Origin of the sequence: Niallia sp. FSL R7-0648 (genome assembly GCF_038007005.1) — a bacterium.
Lineage (GTDB): Bacteria > Bacillota > Bacilli > Bacillales > Cytobacillaceae > Niallia > Niallia circulans.
Genome location: NZ_JBBOWE010000001.1, coordinates 2618701 through 2633790, shown reverse-complemented (window position 1 = coordinate 2633790; position 15090 = coordinate 2618701). Strand labels below are relative to the sequence as shown.

20 protein-coding genes and 1 pseudogene are annotated in these 15090 nt (G+C 33.7%); 17 read left to right on the top strand and 4 right to left on the bottom strand.

The genetic code is table 11. The features are described from left to right. The first annotated feature begins 3 nt into the window (after positions 1-3). The 10 genes from NSQ89_RS12875 (at position 4) to NSQ89_RS12830 (ending at position 8903) form a co-directional block, all read left to right on the top strand. A complete protein-coding gene (locus NSQ89_RS12875) occupies positions 4-831 on the top strand; it encodes a phage tail family protein (protein ID WP_341132720.1) in 828 nt (275 codons plus the stop codon). A gap of 8 nt (positions 832-839) precedes the next feature. After that, positions 840-2291 carry a phage tail protein gene (locus tag NSQ89_RS12870; protein WP_341132719.1) on the top strand — a complete coding sequence of 484 codons (1452 nt, stop codon included), beginning with the start codon at positions 840-842 and terminating at the stop codon, positions 2289-2291. Further along, positions 2284-4815: a hypothetical protein gene (locus NSQ89_RS12865; protein WP_341132718.1), complete on the top strand. Its 2532-nt coding sequence runs from the start codon at positions 2284-2286 to the stop codon at positions 4813-4815. Before NSQ89_RS12870 ends, NSQ89_RS12865 begins: the two co-directional genes overlap by 8 nt. Before the next feature lie 11 nt (positions 4816-4826). Next, complete coding sequence (locus NSQ89_RS12860; RefSeq protein ID WP_341132717.1) at positions 4827-5183, top strand: hypothetical protein; 357 nt, start codon at positions 4827-4829, stop codon at positions 5181-5183. 346 nt (positions 5184-5529) lie between these two features. Continuing rightward, entirely contained in the window at positions 5530-6171 is a 642-nt protein-coding gene (locus tag NSQ89_RS12855) for a hypothetical protein (protein WP_341132716.1), read from the top strand. Positions 6172-6263: 92 nt separating this feature from the next. Further along, positions 6264-6578: a hypothetical protein gene (locus NSQ89_RS12850; RefSeq protein ID WP_341132715.1), complete on the top strand. Its 315-nt coding sequence runs from the start codon at positions 6264-6266 to the stop codon at positions 6576-6578. Positions 6579-6590: 12 nt separating this feature from the next. Further along, positions 6591-6884 carry a holin gene (locus NSQ89_RS12845; RefSeq protein WP_249878228.1) on the top strand — a complete coding sequence of 98 codons (294 nt, stop codon included), beginning with the start codon at positions 6591-6593 and terminating at the stop codon, positions 6882-6884. A 15-nt stretch (positions 6885-6899) separates the two neighbouring features. Beyond that, a complete protein-coding gene (locus NSQ89_RS12840) occupies positions 6900-7739 on the top strand; it encodes a lysozyme (RefSeq protein ID WP_341132714.1) in 840 nt (279 codons plus the stop codon). 151 nt (positions 7740-7890) lie between these two features. Beyond that, positions 7891-8643: a hypothetical protein gene (locus tag NSQ89_RS12835; RefSeq protein WP_341132713.1), complete on the top strand. Its 753-nt coding sequence runs from the start codon at positions 7891-7893 to the stop codon at positions 8641-8643. 119 nt (positions 8644-8762) lie between these two features. Next, a complete protein-coding gene (locus NSQ89_RS12830; RefSeq protein WP_341132712.1) occupies positions 8763-8903 on the top strand; it encodes a hypothetical protein in 141 nt (46 codons plus the stop codon). Here the strand turns inward: NSQ89_RS12830 and NSQ89_RS12825 are convergent. Together NSQ89_RS12825 and NSQ89_RS12820 are read right to left on the bottom strand one after the other, a co-directional pair. Next, entirely contained in the window at positions 8866-9231 is a 366-nt protein-coding gene (locus tag NSQ89_RS12825; RefSeq protein ID WP_341132711.1) for a hypothetical protein, read from the bottom strand. The genes NSQ89_RS12830 and NSQ89_RS12825 overlap by 38 nt on opposite strands. Positions 9232-9245: 14 nt before the next feature. After that, positions 9246-9575, bottom strand: coding sequence for a YolD-like family protein (locus NSQ89_RS12820; protein WP_144544369.1), 330 nt, complete (start codon positions 9573-9575; stop codon positions 9246-9248). Positions 9576-9682: 107 nt separating this feature from the next. Here NSQ89_RS12820 and NSQ89_RS12815 point away from each other — a divergent pair, with 107 nt between their 5' ends. Together NSQ89_RS12815 and NSQ89_RS12810 are read left to right on the top strand one after the other, a co-directional pair. Beyond that, positions 9683-9901 carry a WYL domain-containing protein gene (locus NSQ89_RS12815; protein WP_123257932.1) on the top strand — a complete coding sequence of 73 codons (219 nt, stop codon included), beginning with the start codon at positions 9683-9685 and terminating at the stop codon, positions 9899-9901. A gap of 2 nt (positions 9902-9903) precedes the next feature. Then, complete coding sequence (locus NSQ89_RS12810) at positions 9904-10164, top strand: YolD-like family protein (RefSeq protein ID WP_341132710.1); 261 nt, start codon at positions 9904-9906, stop codon at positions 10162-10164. Between the two features lie 34 nt (positions 10165-10198). Here NSQ89_RS12810 and NSQ89_RS12805 read toward each other — a convergent pair whose 3' ends face one another. Next, positions 10199-10654 (bottom strand): hypothetical protein, encoded by a 456-nt coding sequence (locus NSQ89_RS12805; RefSeq protein WP_341132709.1) that lies wholly within the window; start codon positions 10652-10654, stop codon positions 10199-10201. A 1-nt stretch (position 10655) separates the two neighbouring features. Then, complete coding sequence (locus NSQ89_RS12800; RefSeq protein WP_341132708.1) at positions 10656-10859, bottom strand: helix-turn-helix transcriptional regulator; 204 nt, start codon at positions 10857-10859, stop codon at positions 10656-10658. 268 nt (positions 10860-11127) lie between these two features. On the opposite strand from NSQ89_RS12800, the gene NSQ89_RS12795 reads away from it, so the two are divergent. The 5 genes and pseudogenes from NSQ89_RS12795 to comGB all read left to right on the top strand — a co-directional run bounded on the left by NSQ89_RS12795 (position 11128) and on the right by comGB (position 15090). Continuing rightward, positions 11128-12423 carry an FtsK/SpoIIIE domain-containing protein gene (locus NSQ89_RS12795; protein ID WP_341132707.1) on the top strand — a complete coding sequence of 432 codons (1296 nt, stop codon included), beginning with the start codon at positions 11128-11130 and terminating at the stop codon, positions 12421-12423. Beyond that, positions 12359-12952 (top strand): replication-relaxation family protein, encoded by a 594-nt coding sequence (locus tag NSQ89_RS12790; RefSeq protein WP_341132706.1) that lies wholly within the window; start codon positions 12359-12361, stop codon positions 12950-12952. Before NSQ89_RS12795 ends, NSQ89_RS12790 begins: the two co-directional genes overlap by 65 nt. 12 nt (positions 12953-12964) lie before the next feature. Beyond that, positions 12965-13375: a hypothetical protein gene (locus NSQ89_RS12785; protein WP_341132705.1), complete on the top strand. Its 411-nt coding sequence runs from the start codon at positions 12965-12967 to the stop codon at positions 13373-13375. A gap of 43 nt (positions 13376-13418) precedes the next feature. Continuing rightward, positions 13419-14066, top strand: a pseudogene (locus NSQ89_RS12780) (ATPase, T2SS/T4P/T4SS family); the annotation flags it as partial. After that, positions 14053-15090, top strand: coding sequence for a competence type IV pilus assembly protein ComGB (gene comGB / locus NSQ89_RS12775; protein ID WP_172885239.1), 1038 nt, complete (start codon positions 14053-14055; stop codon positions 15088-15090). The pseudogene NSQ89_RS12780 and the gene comGB, both read left to right, overlap by 14 nt.

Genomic DNA, 15090 nt, shown 5'->3' with positions numbered 1-15090 from the left:
ACTTTGGAAACTTTAATTATTGACCGTTTAAATGGTGTGCGCCAAGACATTAATGAAATTCGAGGCGCACGCCTTCTTGAGGTTATAGATAATGGTCCACAACCTGAAACTCAGTTTGAACAGATGGAAGGATTGGACGGAAGCATAGAAAATGGAACTACCTTTAGACCAAGAACTATAACAGTCAGATTTTGGTTTAAAGGTATTGATATACTTGATTACACACTTGCTCAAAGGGAAATATGGCAGATTCTTTTTTCTTATGAACCATATTATATTACTTGGACTCGATTGCCAGGACTTCGTTATTTGGTTCAATGCACCCCTTTTACAGATACACGGTTAAATCCGATGACAGGAACGTATGAAGTTGATTTTGTAGCATTTACAGGGTTCGCAGAGAGTGTTGGCAGAACGGACATTCATCCGATTAATATGGACAGCGAGATATGGCAAATGGTAGGACAAGGACTAATTCTTGATGATGATTTAACTTATTCACACTCTCAATCGACTTTCAAAATATTTAATGCTGGAGATATAACGATTAACCCACGATCACACTATCATACATTGCAGATAACAATAAAAGGTGTGGGAAAACCCACACTCAAAAATTTGGATACAGGTGATGTATTTACCTATAATAAAAATTTAAAATCCGCTGATGCATTAATTCTAGACGGAGTTTATCCATTGCTAAATGGTGCTCATTGTGGAAGAGATACAAACCATGGTCTTATTACCTTGAAACCGGGATGGAATCAAATCCAATTAAGTGGAATAGCCAATCCACGAACCATTTTTGGATTTAGATTCTTATACAAGTAGGTGATGTTATGGACCTTATTGTTAATAATGGAATTCACGAAGAGATTCTTACAGGTTTTGATTCTACTAGTTTTACAGAGGAATGGACAAAAAACTCAACATGGTCGATTAGCTTTAAAGTGACGAAAAAAAATAAAAATGCATTCACCTTTGATTTAATTCAACATGAATCATTAATCTTGTATGACGGTCAGTGGTTTGTTATCAAGCAGCTTGAGCCAAATGCAAAGGGAAATATACTTACTAAATCTATTACTGCCAACCACATTTATTTCACTTGCCAAGATCATAGACAATATGAGCAAAAGACAAAAACATGGACTATTGAGGAGGCTTTAGAATGGACATTTAAGGGAAATGTTTTAGGATTCACTTGGGAAGTTGTGGGGACATTTAAAAAAGTTGAAATAGAAAATTTCGGTGATGCCAATGCTCTAAACATGGTAACTGATATATTATCTAAATTTAATGCAGTTATAGATGCTAATAATAAGCATCTTATTTTTTATGGTGCAGATAGTTGGGGGCAAGTTACTCACAATCAATTTAGATATTTATATAATACGGATACCGTTAATTGTCGGATTGATACAACAAATTTAAAAACGGTAATCAGAGGGTATGGTAAACAAAAAGAGGATGGTTCCTATTATTTTCCGTATGTTACTTATAAAAGTCCGAATATAAAAATTTGGGGAGAGCGCCACGCTGAACCTATTAAGGACGAAAGATACACAAAGTCGGAAGAAATGCTGGCTTATTTAAAAACTCAAATACAAGATGAGCCTTCTATTAGTTTATCGATAACAGTTAAGAAAAAAGAAGAAATCAAGAAGGGGGATCATTGGTTATTAATCTATGAACCACTTAATTTTGATACAAGTGTGGAAGTTATAGGTTATAGGAAATATCCATTTGTGAGAAGAGCCCCCGAAGTGACATTTTCGAATGACGCAAAGGATATGGTTGGAATACTATCAAGCTTTGCTACATTAGGAAAAACAATTAATAAAGTAGTGGATGGCTCTGGAAAGGTTAAAGTAGAAGCATTAGGAACTCTACCAGAATCAAAGGTTGCTGTTGGTTCAGGTACAAAATTTGCTCCTGGATATGATCCAACTAAAATTCAAATACCATCTTATTCTGTGGCAACCGAAACAACAGATGGATTAATGAGTTCATCTGATAAACAAAAACTTAATCTAATTGTAACCGATAGCCAAGGACATGTGATTGTAAATATCCCATTAGTTGATTACACGAAGAATGGATTAATGAGTTCTCATGATAAAAAGAAGCTTGACCAAATAATTACTGATGAAAATGGAAATGTAGTTGTAAATATCCCATTAGTCTCAATAAACAATAACGGATTAATGAGTAAAGAAGATTATGCTTTACTTCTGAATTTAGAAGAAAGAATAAACGCCATAGAAAATGGAGGTGGTACTAATGGTTAAAAAGCTACCTATAGAATCAACTAGAACTTTTAGGATAGTGGCAGATGAGAATTTTCAAGAACTAGCAAAAGGTTTTAATGATGCTGTAGAAACAGTGTCCAATAAAGCCTTTGACAAAGTAGTAGGAGCAGCCAAAATCGAATGGTTACCTCCTGTTAACACGTTTGAAGATTTAGAAACCACTTATCCAGATGTTGTCGAAGGTAAAACAGTAATGACGAGGGATAGCGGGAAGATTTATCGATTTGACGGTGAAAATTGGATAGAGATACAAAACATTGACCCATCTGCTATTAATGAAGTGGAAAATCGCCTTACCGCAGAGTTGTCGACTAATGGCACGCGAATAGAAGAATTAGGTACAAACGTAATGGCGTATGGGGCGAAAGGGGATATAGTGACAGATGACACTCTTTCCCTGCAAAACTTTTTTGATTATATCCCGAACAACTCAAAGATTATTTTTCCGCAAAATAAAGTTTTTTTAATTACAAAACCAATTGAAATATTAGCTAAAAAAAATATTCATATTGACTTAAATGGCTCAAGTATTCTTTATGCTGGTACAGAAGATTTAGGCAACAGCAATGGCGTTGGAAGGATGTATGGAGCTTTTACGATTAACGGAAGACTACTCGAAGAAACAAGAACGAACGTGGTGGATCTCATCAGCAATGAAGGAATTATCGACCAGGAGTATTATTCGAACGGTGATAATTTTAAGGGCTTAAAACAGCCGTTCACACAAGTATCTAAAATTGTAACTGACAATCCTATGATTGGAAATACAATTAAAAAAGGCGATTTTATTTCTGTTAACGTAAAAAATTATAGCGATAGTTGGGATAAGAATTATGGTGACAATCCATCAATGCTGAATGTAATTGCGCATGTTATCTATGTTGATGGCGCTAATGTGTATATTGATGTTTGTTCAGATTTACGATTCAACAGCACCAAAGTAAATGGAACAATCGCTTTATTAGAAACAGTAGACAACATAACAATAGAGAATTTGATATTTGAAGATATTAACGATACGCCTATTCCTACAACTATTACCGACAATAGCGAACGTGATAGTTGGGTGGCTGGAATAAGTGTACGTTATGCAACCAATTTTACATTGCTTAACTATAAAGCTTCTCGCCATCGTTTTCCAGCTTTGATGTTGCGTAATGTATACAATCCAATTATTGATAACTTTGTTGCTACTAATGCACGTACTGTAACGGCTGGGTGCGGATACGGTATGCAGATTATGTCAAGTGTGCACGGAACTATTAAAAATGCACGTGGTTTCGGTTTAAGGCATTTAATCGACTTCACATCAAGCGGACATATGAGAGTTGTTGACTCTAGAATGCCGAATGATTGGCATGGGGCATTTGATTGCCACGGAATGGGCGAGTTCGATATCACTTATGTTAATTGCGTGGGTAATTTTCTTGCTGGGAACGGAATTAATGAATTTCCGGAAATGACAGGAAATATTACATTAGAAAATTGCAAAGGTAGTTTGCAAATGAGTTGGGCGCAAAAGATCCATGTGAATAATTCTTTGCTTTATTTTGATGCGATAAGAGATACAAAAAGCCCACACATTGAAATACTTAATAGTAAATTGATATTTAAGAGAACGAAATATAATTTTGCTGCAGTCCCTCGTGGGGTGTATATGCAGACTGCTTTTATTATAGATAACACGACTATAGAAATCACAAACGAAAATAATCCTAGCCAGGAATGGACTAATAAATTATTTGAGATTGACGCTTATAAAAAAGTAAGGATTAGCAACATACCATACGTTAGAAATTTACGAAATGATGTGATGTTGATTACTATAGCAAGATGTACCGATATTACTATTAGCGATAACTTACCTACAAATATCGGGTTTTATCTAACAAATACAACTAGCATTAATGATAATATAATCCTTGCAGATAATTCGATGGCCGCTGGAACTTTACGAATAAAAGATAACAAATTCGATGAAACAATTAATGCTACGGATTCTAAAAACTTTTTTTCAATATCCAATGTTGATGATATATCGTCATTTTTAATTATTCTGGAAGGAAACACGTTCTTTTCATTAGGGAAAATGCGCTGGTTGCGTTTAGAAGTTAACACGTTCAATGTAAATATCATTGCAGTTAAAAATCTTTTTCGGGGAAGGGTAGGAGCTTTTTACAAAGCAGGACTAATGGAGCCGACATTTATTACAAAAGATGCCAATATTGATTTATCTGATACAGATGAACCAACACGACTTAAAAATTATAATGTGAAAAGACTGGGCATACCTATTCAAACTGGATGGACTGAATACGAATACACATTTACGCCGGAAAGAGTGCAACCCGATGATGGCTATATGGTTGATATTACTCCGGAATGGAATCTAGGGACTTGGTGGATCCCACCAGAAACGAAAACAACTACTGGTTTTAAAATAAAATTCAGCCAAGCGCCTACTGTTACATCAAAACTTGATATAAGAGTAACTAGAGATTAGGAGTGTTATAAATGGGGCTTATAGTGACTTACAATTATGAGTTAATTTATGTAAATACAAAAATACAAATTGATGATAGATTTAAATCTGAGTTTCCTGAAGTTAAAGATCGGATAACCGAAATTATAAAGGTTAAAGATGCATACTGTGAAATTGTCAAAATCGAAGGAAATAAAGAGAAAATGGATATTGTATTATCTATTTACAAAGATAGGACTAAAACATATGTAATAGAGACTAAAGTATATTCGTTTACTCCGTCTTCGACTGATTCAATGGACAGCTTTATGCAAGCATATGAATACCTCAAGACCTTGCCGGAGTTCGAGTATGCTATTTATGTAGACGATCAGAGTCCAGAGGTTTAAATGTGAAAAAATGAAATGGAGCTCTTACAGAGGGCTCTTTTTTTACTATCTTTAAGGAGGATATTATGGAGGGTAATAAATTCATTATAACTTGTAATAAATGTGGATCAAATGATGTAATGTTGGCAGCTTCTCATTATCAAACAGTTATACTCGAATGTCGCAATTGTGACGAAATAGATGAAGAAAAATAAAAGCAACACAAGGATTCTTCAATTAAGAGGAATCTTTTTTTACCTTCATTTAAGGATACTATTGAGCTGTAAAGAATTGATAAATGTATTGGTTTTCCTTTTGGTTTATAGTATGTTGAATACAGTAAATAAGAAGGAGTACGATAAAATATATGAAAAAGTTAATAATATCAATCTTATTAATTCTTTTACCTACTCTTGTGTTTGGAATTATGGGGAAGGTTGCAGAAATGTCTGTTATTCTTATAGCTGGAATTGCATGTGCAGGTGTAATAAATATGGACAAATTCTCAAATTTTAGTATAGGAACTAATGGACTTGAAGCACAATTGAAACAGGCTGAAGAAATTATAAGCGAAGCTGCTGTAACAATTGAAGATTTAAAAAGTTTTATAGAACCTTTGTTAAATGCAAATATTAATCTAATTATCTATGATGGCATACTTGATGGGATGGAGTTTAAGGCAAAGGAAGAAACTATATTAGAACTTTATACTATGAAGAAAAAGCAGAACTTGAATATCGATAATGAGCAGTTTATCAAGGCTCTTAAAATGTTGGCAAGTCATTATTTCATCGATCTAAAAATGATAATACGTGATGAAGGGTTTGATAGATGTTTTGGAAAATACGCAAGAATAGATAGTATGTTTAAGTATCCTAAGTTTGAAGAGATTGAAGAATATTTAAATTCTCATAAAAATTTAATTAATGACAAAGTGGAAAAATCACTTGAAAACTACAAAAGATTTTGTATTGAGATATTAGAACCTATTATTGAGGAGTCCTTATAAAAGGGCTTTTTTTCATGCCTTTCAAGGAGGTGAGTCCATGATTACAGAGAGAAAAGGGGGATGGGAAAATGCCAGCGCAGGAGGGTTTGACATTGGAAAAGAAAGTTGAAAATCACGAAGAAAGGTTGCAGGAACTTGAAAAGTATAGGATAGAGCAAGAAAAGTTAAATACTGAAATTCGAAATCAATTAACAGTTACTGAGAACACGGTATTGAAAGAATCAGGTAAGCAACAAGAAATGACTCAAAAATTAATTGATCACGTATTGGAAAATGATACTTTTTCTCGCCAATCAGCAAATGATCGTAAAAACTTTACCCAACAGCAAATATGGAAAGTAGCAGGAGTCCTCGCAGGAAGCGGAGGGCTTATTTATTTGCTGATCGAAAAATTATTTACAAAATAAGGAGTGTTAACTATGGAAATCGTATTATTATTTGCAACTATCTTATCACCAATCGTAGCTGCCTTAGTGGAGCTTGCTAAACAAACTGTAAATATCAAAAAGAATTACTTACCCTTGATTGCATTAATCATCGGTATTGTCGTTAGTATTGTTGCTGCACCGTTTACTGATTTAGATTTGCCTTTACGTCTATGGAGTGGAGCATTTGCAGGACTTGGAGCAACTGGATTATATGAACTTGTAGCTAAAAGAGATGGAACCACTAAGAATGATGATGATCAAGATATTATGGACGAAAAATATTGATTGGAGGAATGGAAAGTGAAATTATCTAATACTGGCTTATCTTTAATTAAGTCGTTTGAAGGTGTACGGTTAACTGCTTATAAAGCAGTTCCAACGGAAGAACATTGGACAATCGGTTATGGCCACTATGGTCCAGACGTAAAACAAAATATGAGGATTACTCAAGATCAAGCTGATGAATATTTTAGAAAGGATGTTGCCCGGTTTGAAAAAGCTGTGAACGACAATGTGAAAGTACCACTTAATCAAAATCAATTTGATGCGCTTGTGTCATTTACTTATAATTGTGGTGCTGGTGCTTTACAACGAAGTGACCTTTTAAAGTTATTGAACCAAGGAAAATACAAAGAAGCAGCTGATCAATTTGATTTATGGAACAAATCAAGCGGTAAAGTATTAAATGGATTAGTCAAACGTAGAGCAAAGGAAAAGGAGTTATTCTTAAAAGATTTACCAAAGGAAAAAGTAGTAAAGCCAAACATAGAAAAAGTATCTGCGGAGATTGTTACTAAACCAAATAAGCCTTCCACAACTAAGAAAGTCATCAAGACATACAAAGTAAAAAGCGGTGATGCATTGAGTAAATTGGCATCTAAGTGGGGAACAACCGTTAAACGGCTGCAAGAATTAAACGGTATTAAGAATCCTGATAAAATTTATATTGGACAAACATTAAAGTATGAAACTACAGGTAATGTAGATAACATCAAGCAATACCATACAGTTGTTAGTGGAGACAATGTAACAAAGATTGCTAAAAAATATGGTACGACAGTATCAGCAATCAAGAAACTGAATCCTGGCATTAAGAATATTAATTTAATCTATCCAAAACAAAAAATCCGCATAAAGTAATGTCAAATGTATATACCATACTCGTTCACATTAATTGAACACCTTGAAAATCCCTGCTCTGTGGAGTAGGGTATTTTTTTATTAGCAGGAATTTACTTTTTTTTGCAGAAAATATATAACAATAGAACGGCTAATAGAAGGAGTGTTTTTTATGTATTCGGTAATGCGAAGGGTAAAAGAAACAAAGCAGCCAAGAGGTGGATATATTAAACCGAAAGATTTTAAGGTATTTGAATTGAATGATGGTAAGGTTCTGTTTGATGAAGAAAATATTCAAGCTGGTTTGATTGGACTAGCTGTTGATTATCTTACTCGTTTAACCATGGGATCTTCATTGGAAAACACTTTTAGAATTTCTCTTAGAGGGGCAAGTAATGTCAAGGAGAGTGGTTATGCAAAGGAGTTATTAAACGAAATCCATGGTTTAGATAATAAATCTATAGAAAATACATGTAAATTAGTAGGATTTGATGTTGCTTTTAGAAGTGGTATATCTGGATATAAGCCTGTACATACAATTCAACCAGAATCTTATACTATCTCTAATATTAGAACTATGGTAGAACGTAGCATGACTTTTATTAACAATTACGGTCCTATTGTAAAAGATGGTTTCACTTTTGAAGGTGGTTATACAAATATAATATCAAGTGGAGATGGGGATTTCCTAACTCGTAACGCTCTTTGGGATTTTAAAGTTTCAAAAAACGAACCAACTAATAAACATACTCTACAACTGCTAATTTATTATTTAATGGGACTTCATTCTATACATGATGAATTTCAAGAAGTGGATAAGATAGGAATCTTCAATCCTAAATTAAATAAAGTTTATGTTCGTGAAATCAAAGATATTCCTAGTGAAATTATTACTGAAGTATCAAAGGACGTAATAGGCTATTAAATGTATATTAATAAGTTTAAGCCAACTTTTTTAGTTGGTTTTTATTTTGTACATTTCGTGAACTACAAGGAAATTACCTCCACCATAAAGAACCTCCTTAGTATGAAAGGAGGGATAAAATGACCGACTTTGAACTATTATTGCAGCTGAAAGAACAGTATGAATCCGCGAAAGACTCCACAGATTTAAAACTTCTAATTGAAACATTCTTAAATAACTTTCCTATTGATCTAAATGACGATGTGAAAAGTAATAATTAAGTAGCTTTTCTGTATTGTTTCTTAGATTATCATTAAAATATCTATGCACTTCATGGTAACCATTGAAATAAAAATTATATTCCGTAAAAGCTTCGTCACTTTCACCTTTAACCAGTTTCCACTTATTCTTATACATTGTCGTTTTGTTTTCTCGCATGTCCTTTTGAACTTTCTTCATCGTGTGTTCGATTAAGTTTAAGTAGACTTGCTTAAGTTTAAACGGAGCAGTCTCAGCTACTTTATAATCACGATCAAGTACAGTAAGAAGCATCGGTAAATATATAGCATTTTCAAAAATGTCTCTTTCTTCTTCAGATAATCTACTCATTATTTCTACTCCATTTATGCTCTTTCTACATCAACTAATTTTCTAAATGATACGTAATGTATATAATCTTTTTCATCTTGTATACGCAGCTGGTTGTTTAAATAATCTATGTAAACAGTTCTGCCAATCAAAGTGTTTATGTAACCATCTTTATACAAACTGAATTTAAGCAACTGATTATATTCCATAGCTTCATGAATCAATACGTCTATATCATTCAACTTGTCTTCGTCTAATGTAGGTTGTTCAATCTTATTTTGGCTTTCAATAACTTCTTTTACTCCTGCTACATGTTCAGGCAGCATCATTGCAACCCATTTTTTCGTACCCCGATCTTTTAACATATCCCCATCTCCTTTTCATAATTTAATTATACAAACATTTGTTCGTAAATCAAGTTGAAATCGAACGACTGTTCGTATATAATTATGTCAAAAGGGAGGTCTAACTGATGAAAGGTTTACTTAAAAGAGCTGTAGAAAGTAAAGAGGTTTTAGAAATGATTTATCAAAACAATAAAGGGGAATTCAGCCAACGCAGGATTCAGGTTATTAAAATGAGTGAAGAGTCCTTTAGTGCTTATTGCTTTACTCGTAAGCAGCAACGCACTTTTAAGATAAGCAATATTCTATCAGTTGGACCAGTACGGAAAGTAAGGAGAGGTGCATAATTATGACATTAACAAAACCTAAGAAGGTTAAAAAACCATCAAGACCAAGCCGAGATGAATTTGAACTAGAGGAAATCGCCAATACTTTAACAGAAGCATTAGAGGATAAGGCTGAACTTAGATTAACTGTGTGGAAGAGAGAAGATCCAGTCAGAGGGAAAGTAGTTAAAATGGATGGAAATACAAAACTCATACATATAGAAAGATTCACTGAAACAATCAAAGTTCCATTCATGGATATTTTACAAGTGAAGAGAGTATGAGTAAAAGCCCAACTCATTTGAGAAGGGCTTTTTTTTATTTTTTCTCTAAGATAGTTGCTAAAATCTTCGGCATACCAGTTTCATCCTTGTCATTAACTGTTCCATAAATTCTAACTATATCTCCTTCTGAATAAACAGCATCGGTTGTATTGGCTAATTCAATTTTGTATATTCCGTATTCGTTATTATCTTCTTTTGAAGTCAACGTAAAAGTATCAATACCTCCACCTTCTGTCAAAATACTTACTTCTCCATCTATATAAATACGTTTTCCATTAGGTGGATTATCAACATTTATTTCCACAAAGTTAGCCTTCGTAGCTTCCTTCTTTAATTGTTCATTTAATTCTTTTTGCGTCATATCATTCTTGTTTTCCTGTTGTTCTGTACTTATTCTTTTTTTTGGTTTTTCTTCTTTTGTAGTTTCCGTGTTTGAACTACAAGCTCCCAATAATAACAAGAAACTCGACATTAATATAATTTTTTTCAAATTACTCTTCCTCCATTGTGTAAAGATCGTCAACTTTGCAATTTAAAAGTGAAGCAAGAATATAAGCTTTATCGATTGGGATTAGACTATGACCAGTTTCATAATTCCGATATTGTTTCACACTTACGTTTAGTTTTTCTGCTATATAGCTTTTTTTATATCCACTTTCACTGCCTAGTTTTTTAATATTACTTCTTAACTTCATACGTAATCACCTAGATATTGTATTCACCTTTTCTTTATATTTTCCTCTAAGAAATTTAATTGGTTGTTTTCGGAAATTTAATTAGCATATTTTCATTCCAAATCCCATACCATTTACTATACCAAATGAATTACCACCCTAGTAGCTCGTTCGGGAATATGCCAGATACTATTATATCGACCGTCAAAACTATTATTTTACATGCTAGATCGATGGGATAGATTCTAAAGAATCTATAAAGAGGTGGCGCAGGAAGGAGGAAACTAACTTGATTTTCGAAGTACTCACAACAGCAATTATGGGAGGGCTTGCCTTTCAGGCTCATCTTTCGAAAAATGGTTTGAGCAATGATTCTAAGAAACTTAACAAGATTTTTTCTTTAACCGGATTAAATGTGAAGGATGGAAAGCAGACTTTAACCACTCAATTAGTAAAGAAACGTAATTATGATTGGGGAACTGAATATCGCTATCGGATACCGTTAGGAAGAAGCTTTGAGGATTATTTATCTAAGCAAAAATCAATTGAAGCAGGATTAAATACACGTTCAGTAAAGCTTCAATTAAGAGACCTAAAAGCGCTCAAATTAGACTCGAAAATACTTTTTAATATAAGAAGCTTATATCAAAGAAAACTAACTGAACAGAAGGAAATAGAGCTCTCTTACGATGGAATGTTAGTAGTCAGAGTATACAATGAGCCAATGCCAAAATTAGTGGATATGTTCGAAGGCAAAGCATGGGAAGTACCAATAGGAATTATGAGAGAAAAGAATAAATATATCCTTCATGATTTTGAAAAGATTCCACACTTTGTATTAGGTGGAGCTACTAGGTACGGTAAATCTAATCTTATTAACGGAATAATTACTTCACTCATTAAGCAGCAGCCAAACAACATAAAGCTTCATTTAATCGATTTAAAGGGAGGGGTGGAACTGTGTGACTATGAAAAAATTAAACAGACAGTATCAATCGCTTATGAGCCAGAAGAAGCACTAGTTGTTTTAGAGAATGCTTTTAACTTAATGAGACAACTGCAACAAACAGTTAAGAAAACAGGAAAGAAGAATGTGCAGCAAGCAGGAATAAAAGAGAGGCATTTTATCTTCATTGATGAAGTTGGGGAATTGAATCCAGAAGAAGCAGTGGATCGTGAAGAAAGAGAATTAAAAAAACAATGTCAAAAGTATATGAGTCAAATATCAAGGTTAGGAGCTGGACTTGGTTTTAGGTTAGTATTAGCAACACAATATCCAACAGGTGACGTTATTCCAAGACAGTGTAAACAGAACAGTGATGCAAAGCTATGCTTTCGTGTACAGTCTTCCACAGCTTCAAGAGTTGTGTTAGACGAAACAGGAGCAGAACAATTACCGCAAATAAAAGGTCGTGCAATTTATCAAACAGCAGATAAAAGAGTCATCGTTCAAACACCACTAATTACTCCAGATGAGATTCAATCCACAATCGACCCTCATATAAGAGAGGTGAAACCAGTTGAAACAATTAACCAAAAGGCAGGAACAAATTCTATTATCATTGAAAAAACTGGACTTTCTTAATCGAGATCAATTACAGGCCATCCACAATCTAGGGAAGGTACGAAACACTAACAGAATCCTAAAAGAACTATCCCCATACTTAGAATCATTCCGGGAAGAGTATTCCACCATTTATTATTTAAACAGCGAAGGAAGGGCATATGTGAACTCTAACAAGGTACGTAGAAAGAACCCTTTTGTTAATCACACTATCCTTAGAAATTACTTTTATATATTTGCTAAAAAACCAACTGAATGGACTAATGAAGTGAAAATAAGTGATGGTATCACAACTTTAATAACTGATACCTGGTTTAAAGCAGGAGGAAAATATCATTTCTTAGAAGTGGATTCGTTGCAAAAAATGAAAGAGAACAGAGTGAAAGCAAATAACTATAAAGCTTTGTACACAGCTGGACATCTAGCAAAACACTTCGGCTATTTTCCACCTTTAATATGGCTTACTACGACTCAGTTACGCAAAAAACAATTAAAAGAATTGTGTAAGGAATTGCCTTGTGCTGTCTATATGATTGATGAAATCAAATAAGGAGTGATCTATATGCAAACAATAGCATTCAATGATTTTATGACAGGTAGTTATAAAGAAAAGAAAAAATCAAATATAGGCAAGGTTATAAGAAGAGTAGGTACATCTATTACTATTCCATTGTTGTTAGCTAAACCGGCCTTTGCTGCTACTCCTGAAGCTATTCCAGTTGGTGCTAAAGAATGGATGGGAGAACAGGCATTGTCTACATTGGCCCATGCATTGGATCCATTAGTTGATGTGTTAGTTGCTTTATCATTTCCAGTTGCAAGTGTAATTATTGTAGGTGGCTGCTTCTTCTTTATGTTAGGGAACAGTGAGAAGGCTTGGAGTACAATTCAAAACGCAGGCTTAGGTTATGTATTGATTCAGATATCTCCTTTAATTCTTAATGTGTTAAAACAAATTGGTGGTGCTATATAATTGATTGAAGAAGAATAGGGATGATGTGTAAATAATTAGTTATATTTACGTAACGCTACCAACTGGATCAGGGAAAACAACAACACTCTACTCTCTCCTAAATGAAAATGCTCATCTTTATCAGCGAAATGTAATTAGTTTAGAAGATCCCATTGAAAAAACGCAGGAAAACGTTTTGCAAGTTCAAGTCAATGAGAAAGCAGGTATTACGTATTCCACTGGCTTAAAAGCAATTCTTCGCCATGATCCAGATATTATTATGGTTGGAGAAATCCGCGATAAAGAAACCGCTCATATTGCAATAAGGGCGAGTTTAACAGGTCATTTAGTATTGAGCACAATGCATACGAGGGATGCGAAAGGTGCGATTCATCGACTGCTAGAATTTGGTATTAAGGAGACTGAAATTGAACAAACCTTAATTGCTATTACTGCTCAAAGACTAGTTGAAATGGTGTGTCCATTTTGTGATCAAGATTGTTCTCCTAACTGTTACCGTTTAGATAACCGCTTAAAACGATCAACCGTGTTTGAAATGATAACAGGCAGGATGATTTCTGATATTCTCTATAACCGAAGAGAATATCAGAGAGCGAACTATAAATCACTAGGAGATATTATTTCCAAAGGGATAGCGCTAGGTTATATAAAGAAAGGAGAATATGAACGGTGGATTTATGATGAAGAATAATCATGCATGGTCTAATATAGAACAAGCGAAATTTTTAAAGTGTATTGGTGAGCTGCTGGATAGAGGTTATTCGATGGCAGAGGCAGTCCAGTCTTCTCGTTACTATATGCCTGATCGTCGATTGGAAGATATTAATGCGTGTTACGGTTCTTTAAAAGGAGGAGAGTCGTTTTTTGAGAATCTAGTACGATTCAATTTTGATTATCAAGTGATAAGTTTTGTTTACTTTGCTGAAAAGCATGGCGGATTTGCTAGTGCTTTTCAAGATGCAAGTAGAATGATTCAGAATAAGCAAGATACAATAAGAAAATTAAAAAAAATCCTTACCTATCCTCTTTTTCTTTTGTGTTTTACCTTCGTTTTATTTTTCTTTGTTCAAAGTATCCTCATCCCGAAGTTTAATTCTATCTTTTTAACGATGAATATTAACAAGAATTTCTTTCTCCTGTTTCTCCAATTTATTGGTCACATTATTCCATTTCTTCTTGTTTTCTTATCCTTATGTTTTATTTCCGCGCTTCTCTACTATTATTTTTCTTTTCGAAAATTAGATGTTATTAACCAAATAAATGTACTAGCGAGTATTCCGATGATTGGGATATTTGTTAGACGTTATTTTTCCTATCTACTATCCGTACAGTTAAGTTATTTATTATCAAGTGGTTTTTCGATTTATGAGTGTATGCAATTTTTTCTTGAAAATAAGGAGCAAAAACTATATTCCAAAATAGGCGAAATCACTATTTCACAGTTAAAAAAAGGAGTGCGACTTGAACAAGCTTTTGCTTCCTTTGATTTTTTGGATAAAGAGCTATTACAAATTATTCAGCACGGCCAGGAAAATGGAAAGCTTGATCAGGAATTCTATTATTTCGGTAACTATTGCTTAACACAAATAGAAGAAAATTTACAAAAAACATTAAAAGTTCTTCAACCTACATTGTATACAGCTGTTGGAATTCTAATAATTTCTATTTATTTATCTGTGTTAATGCCAATGTTTCAATTACTGGAGGGCTTTTGA

Excerpts from the sequence above, each read along its gene's own strand:
- NSQ89_RS12860 (WP_341132717.1), top strand. The coding sequence starts at position 4,827 with ATGGGGCTTATAGTGACTTACAATTATGAGTTAATTTATGTAAATACA.
- NSQ89_RS12810 (WP_341132710.1), top strand. The coding sequence starts at position 9,904 with ATGACATTAACAAAACCTAAGAAGGTTAAAAAACCATCAAGACCAAGC.
- NSQ89_RS12785 (WP_341132705.1), top strand. The coding sequence starts at position 12,965 with ATGCAAACAATAGCATTCAATGATTTTATGACAGGTAGTTATAAAGAA.
- comGB (WP_172885239.1), top strand. The coding sequence starts at position 14,053 with ATGATGAAGAATAATCATGCATGGTCTAATATAGAACAAGCGAAATTT.
- NSQ89_RS12870 (WP_341132719.1), top strand. The coding sequence starts at position 840 with ATGGACCTTATTGTTAATAATGGAATTCACGAAGAGATTCTTACAGGT.
- NSQ89_RS12830 (WP_341132712.1), top strand. The coding sequence starts at position 8,763 with ATGACCGACTTTGAACTATTATTGCAGCTGAAAGAACAGTATGAATCC.
- NSQ89_RS12800 (WP_341132708.1), bottom strand. The coding sequence starts at position 10,859 with ATGAAGTTAAGAAGTAATATTAAAAAACTAGGCAGTGAAAGTGGATAT.
- NSQ89_RS12825 (WP_341132711.1), bottom strand. The coding sequence starts at position 9,231 with ATGAGTAGATTATCTGAAGAAGAAAGAGACATTTTTGAAAATGCTATA.
- NSQ89_RS12820 (WP_144544369.1), bottom strand. The coding sequence starts at position 9,575 with ATGTTAAAAGATCGGGGTACGAAAAAATGGGTTGCAATGATGCTGCCT.
- NSQ89_RS12845 (WP_249878228.1), top strand. The coding sequence starts at position 6,591 with ATGGAAATCGTATTATTATTTGCAACTATCTTATCACCAATCGTAGCT.
- NSQ89_RS12835 (WP_341132713.1), top strand. The coding sequence starts at position 7,891 with ATGTATTCGGTAATGCGAAGGGTAAAAGAAACAAAGCAGCCAAGAGGT.
- NSQ89_RS12865 (WP_341132718.1), top strand. The coding sequence starts at position 2,284 with ATGGTTAAAAAGCTACCTATAGAATCAACTAGAACTTTTAGGATAGTG.
- NSQ89_RS12815 (WP_123257932.1), top strand. The coding sequence starts at position 9,683 with ATGAAAGGTTTACTTAAAAGAGCTGTAGAAAGTAAAGAGGTTTTAGAA.
- NSQ89_RS12855 (WP_341132716.1), top strand. The coding sequence starts at position 5,530 with ATGAAAAAGTTAATAATATCAATCTTATTAATTCTTTTACCTACTCTT.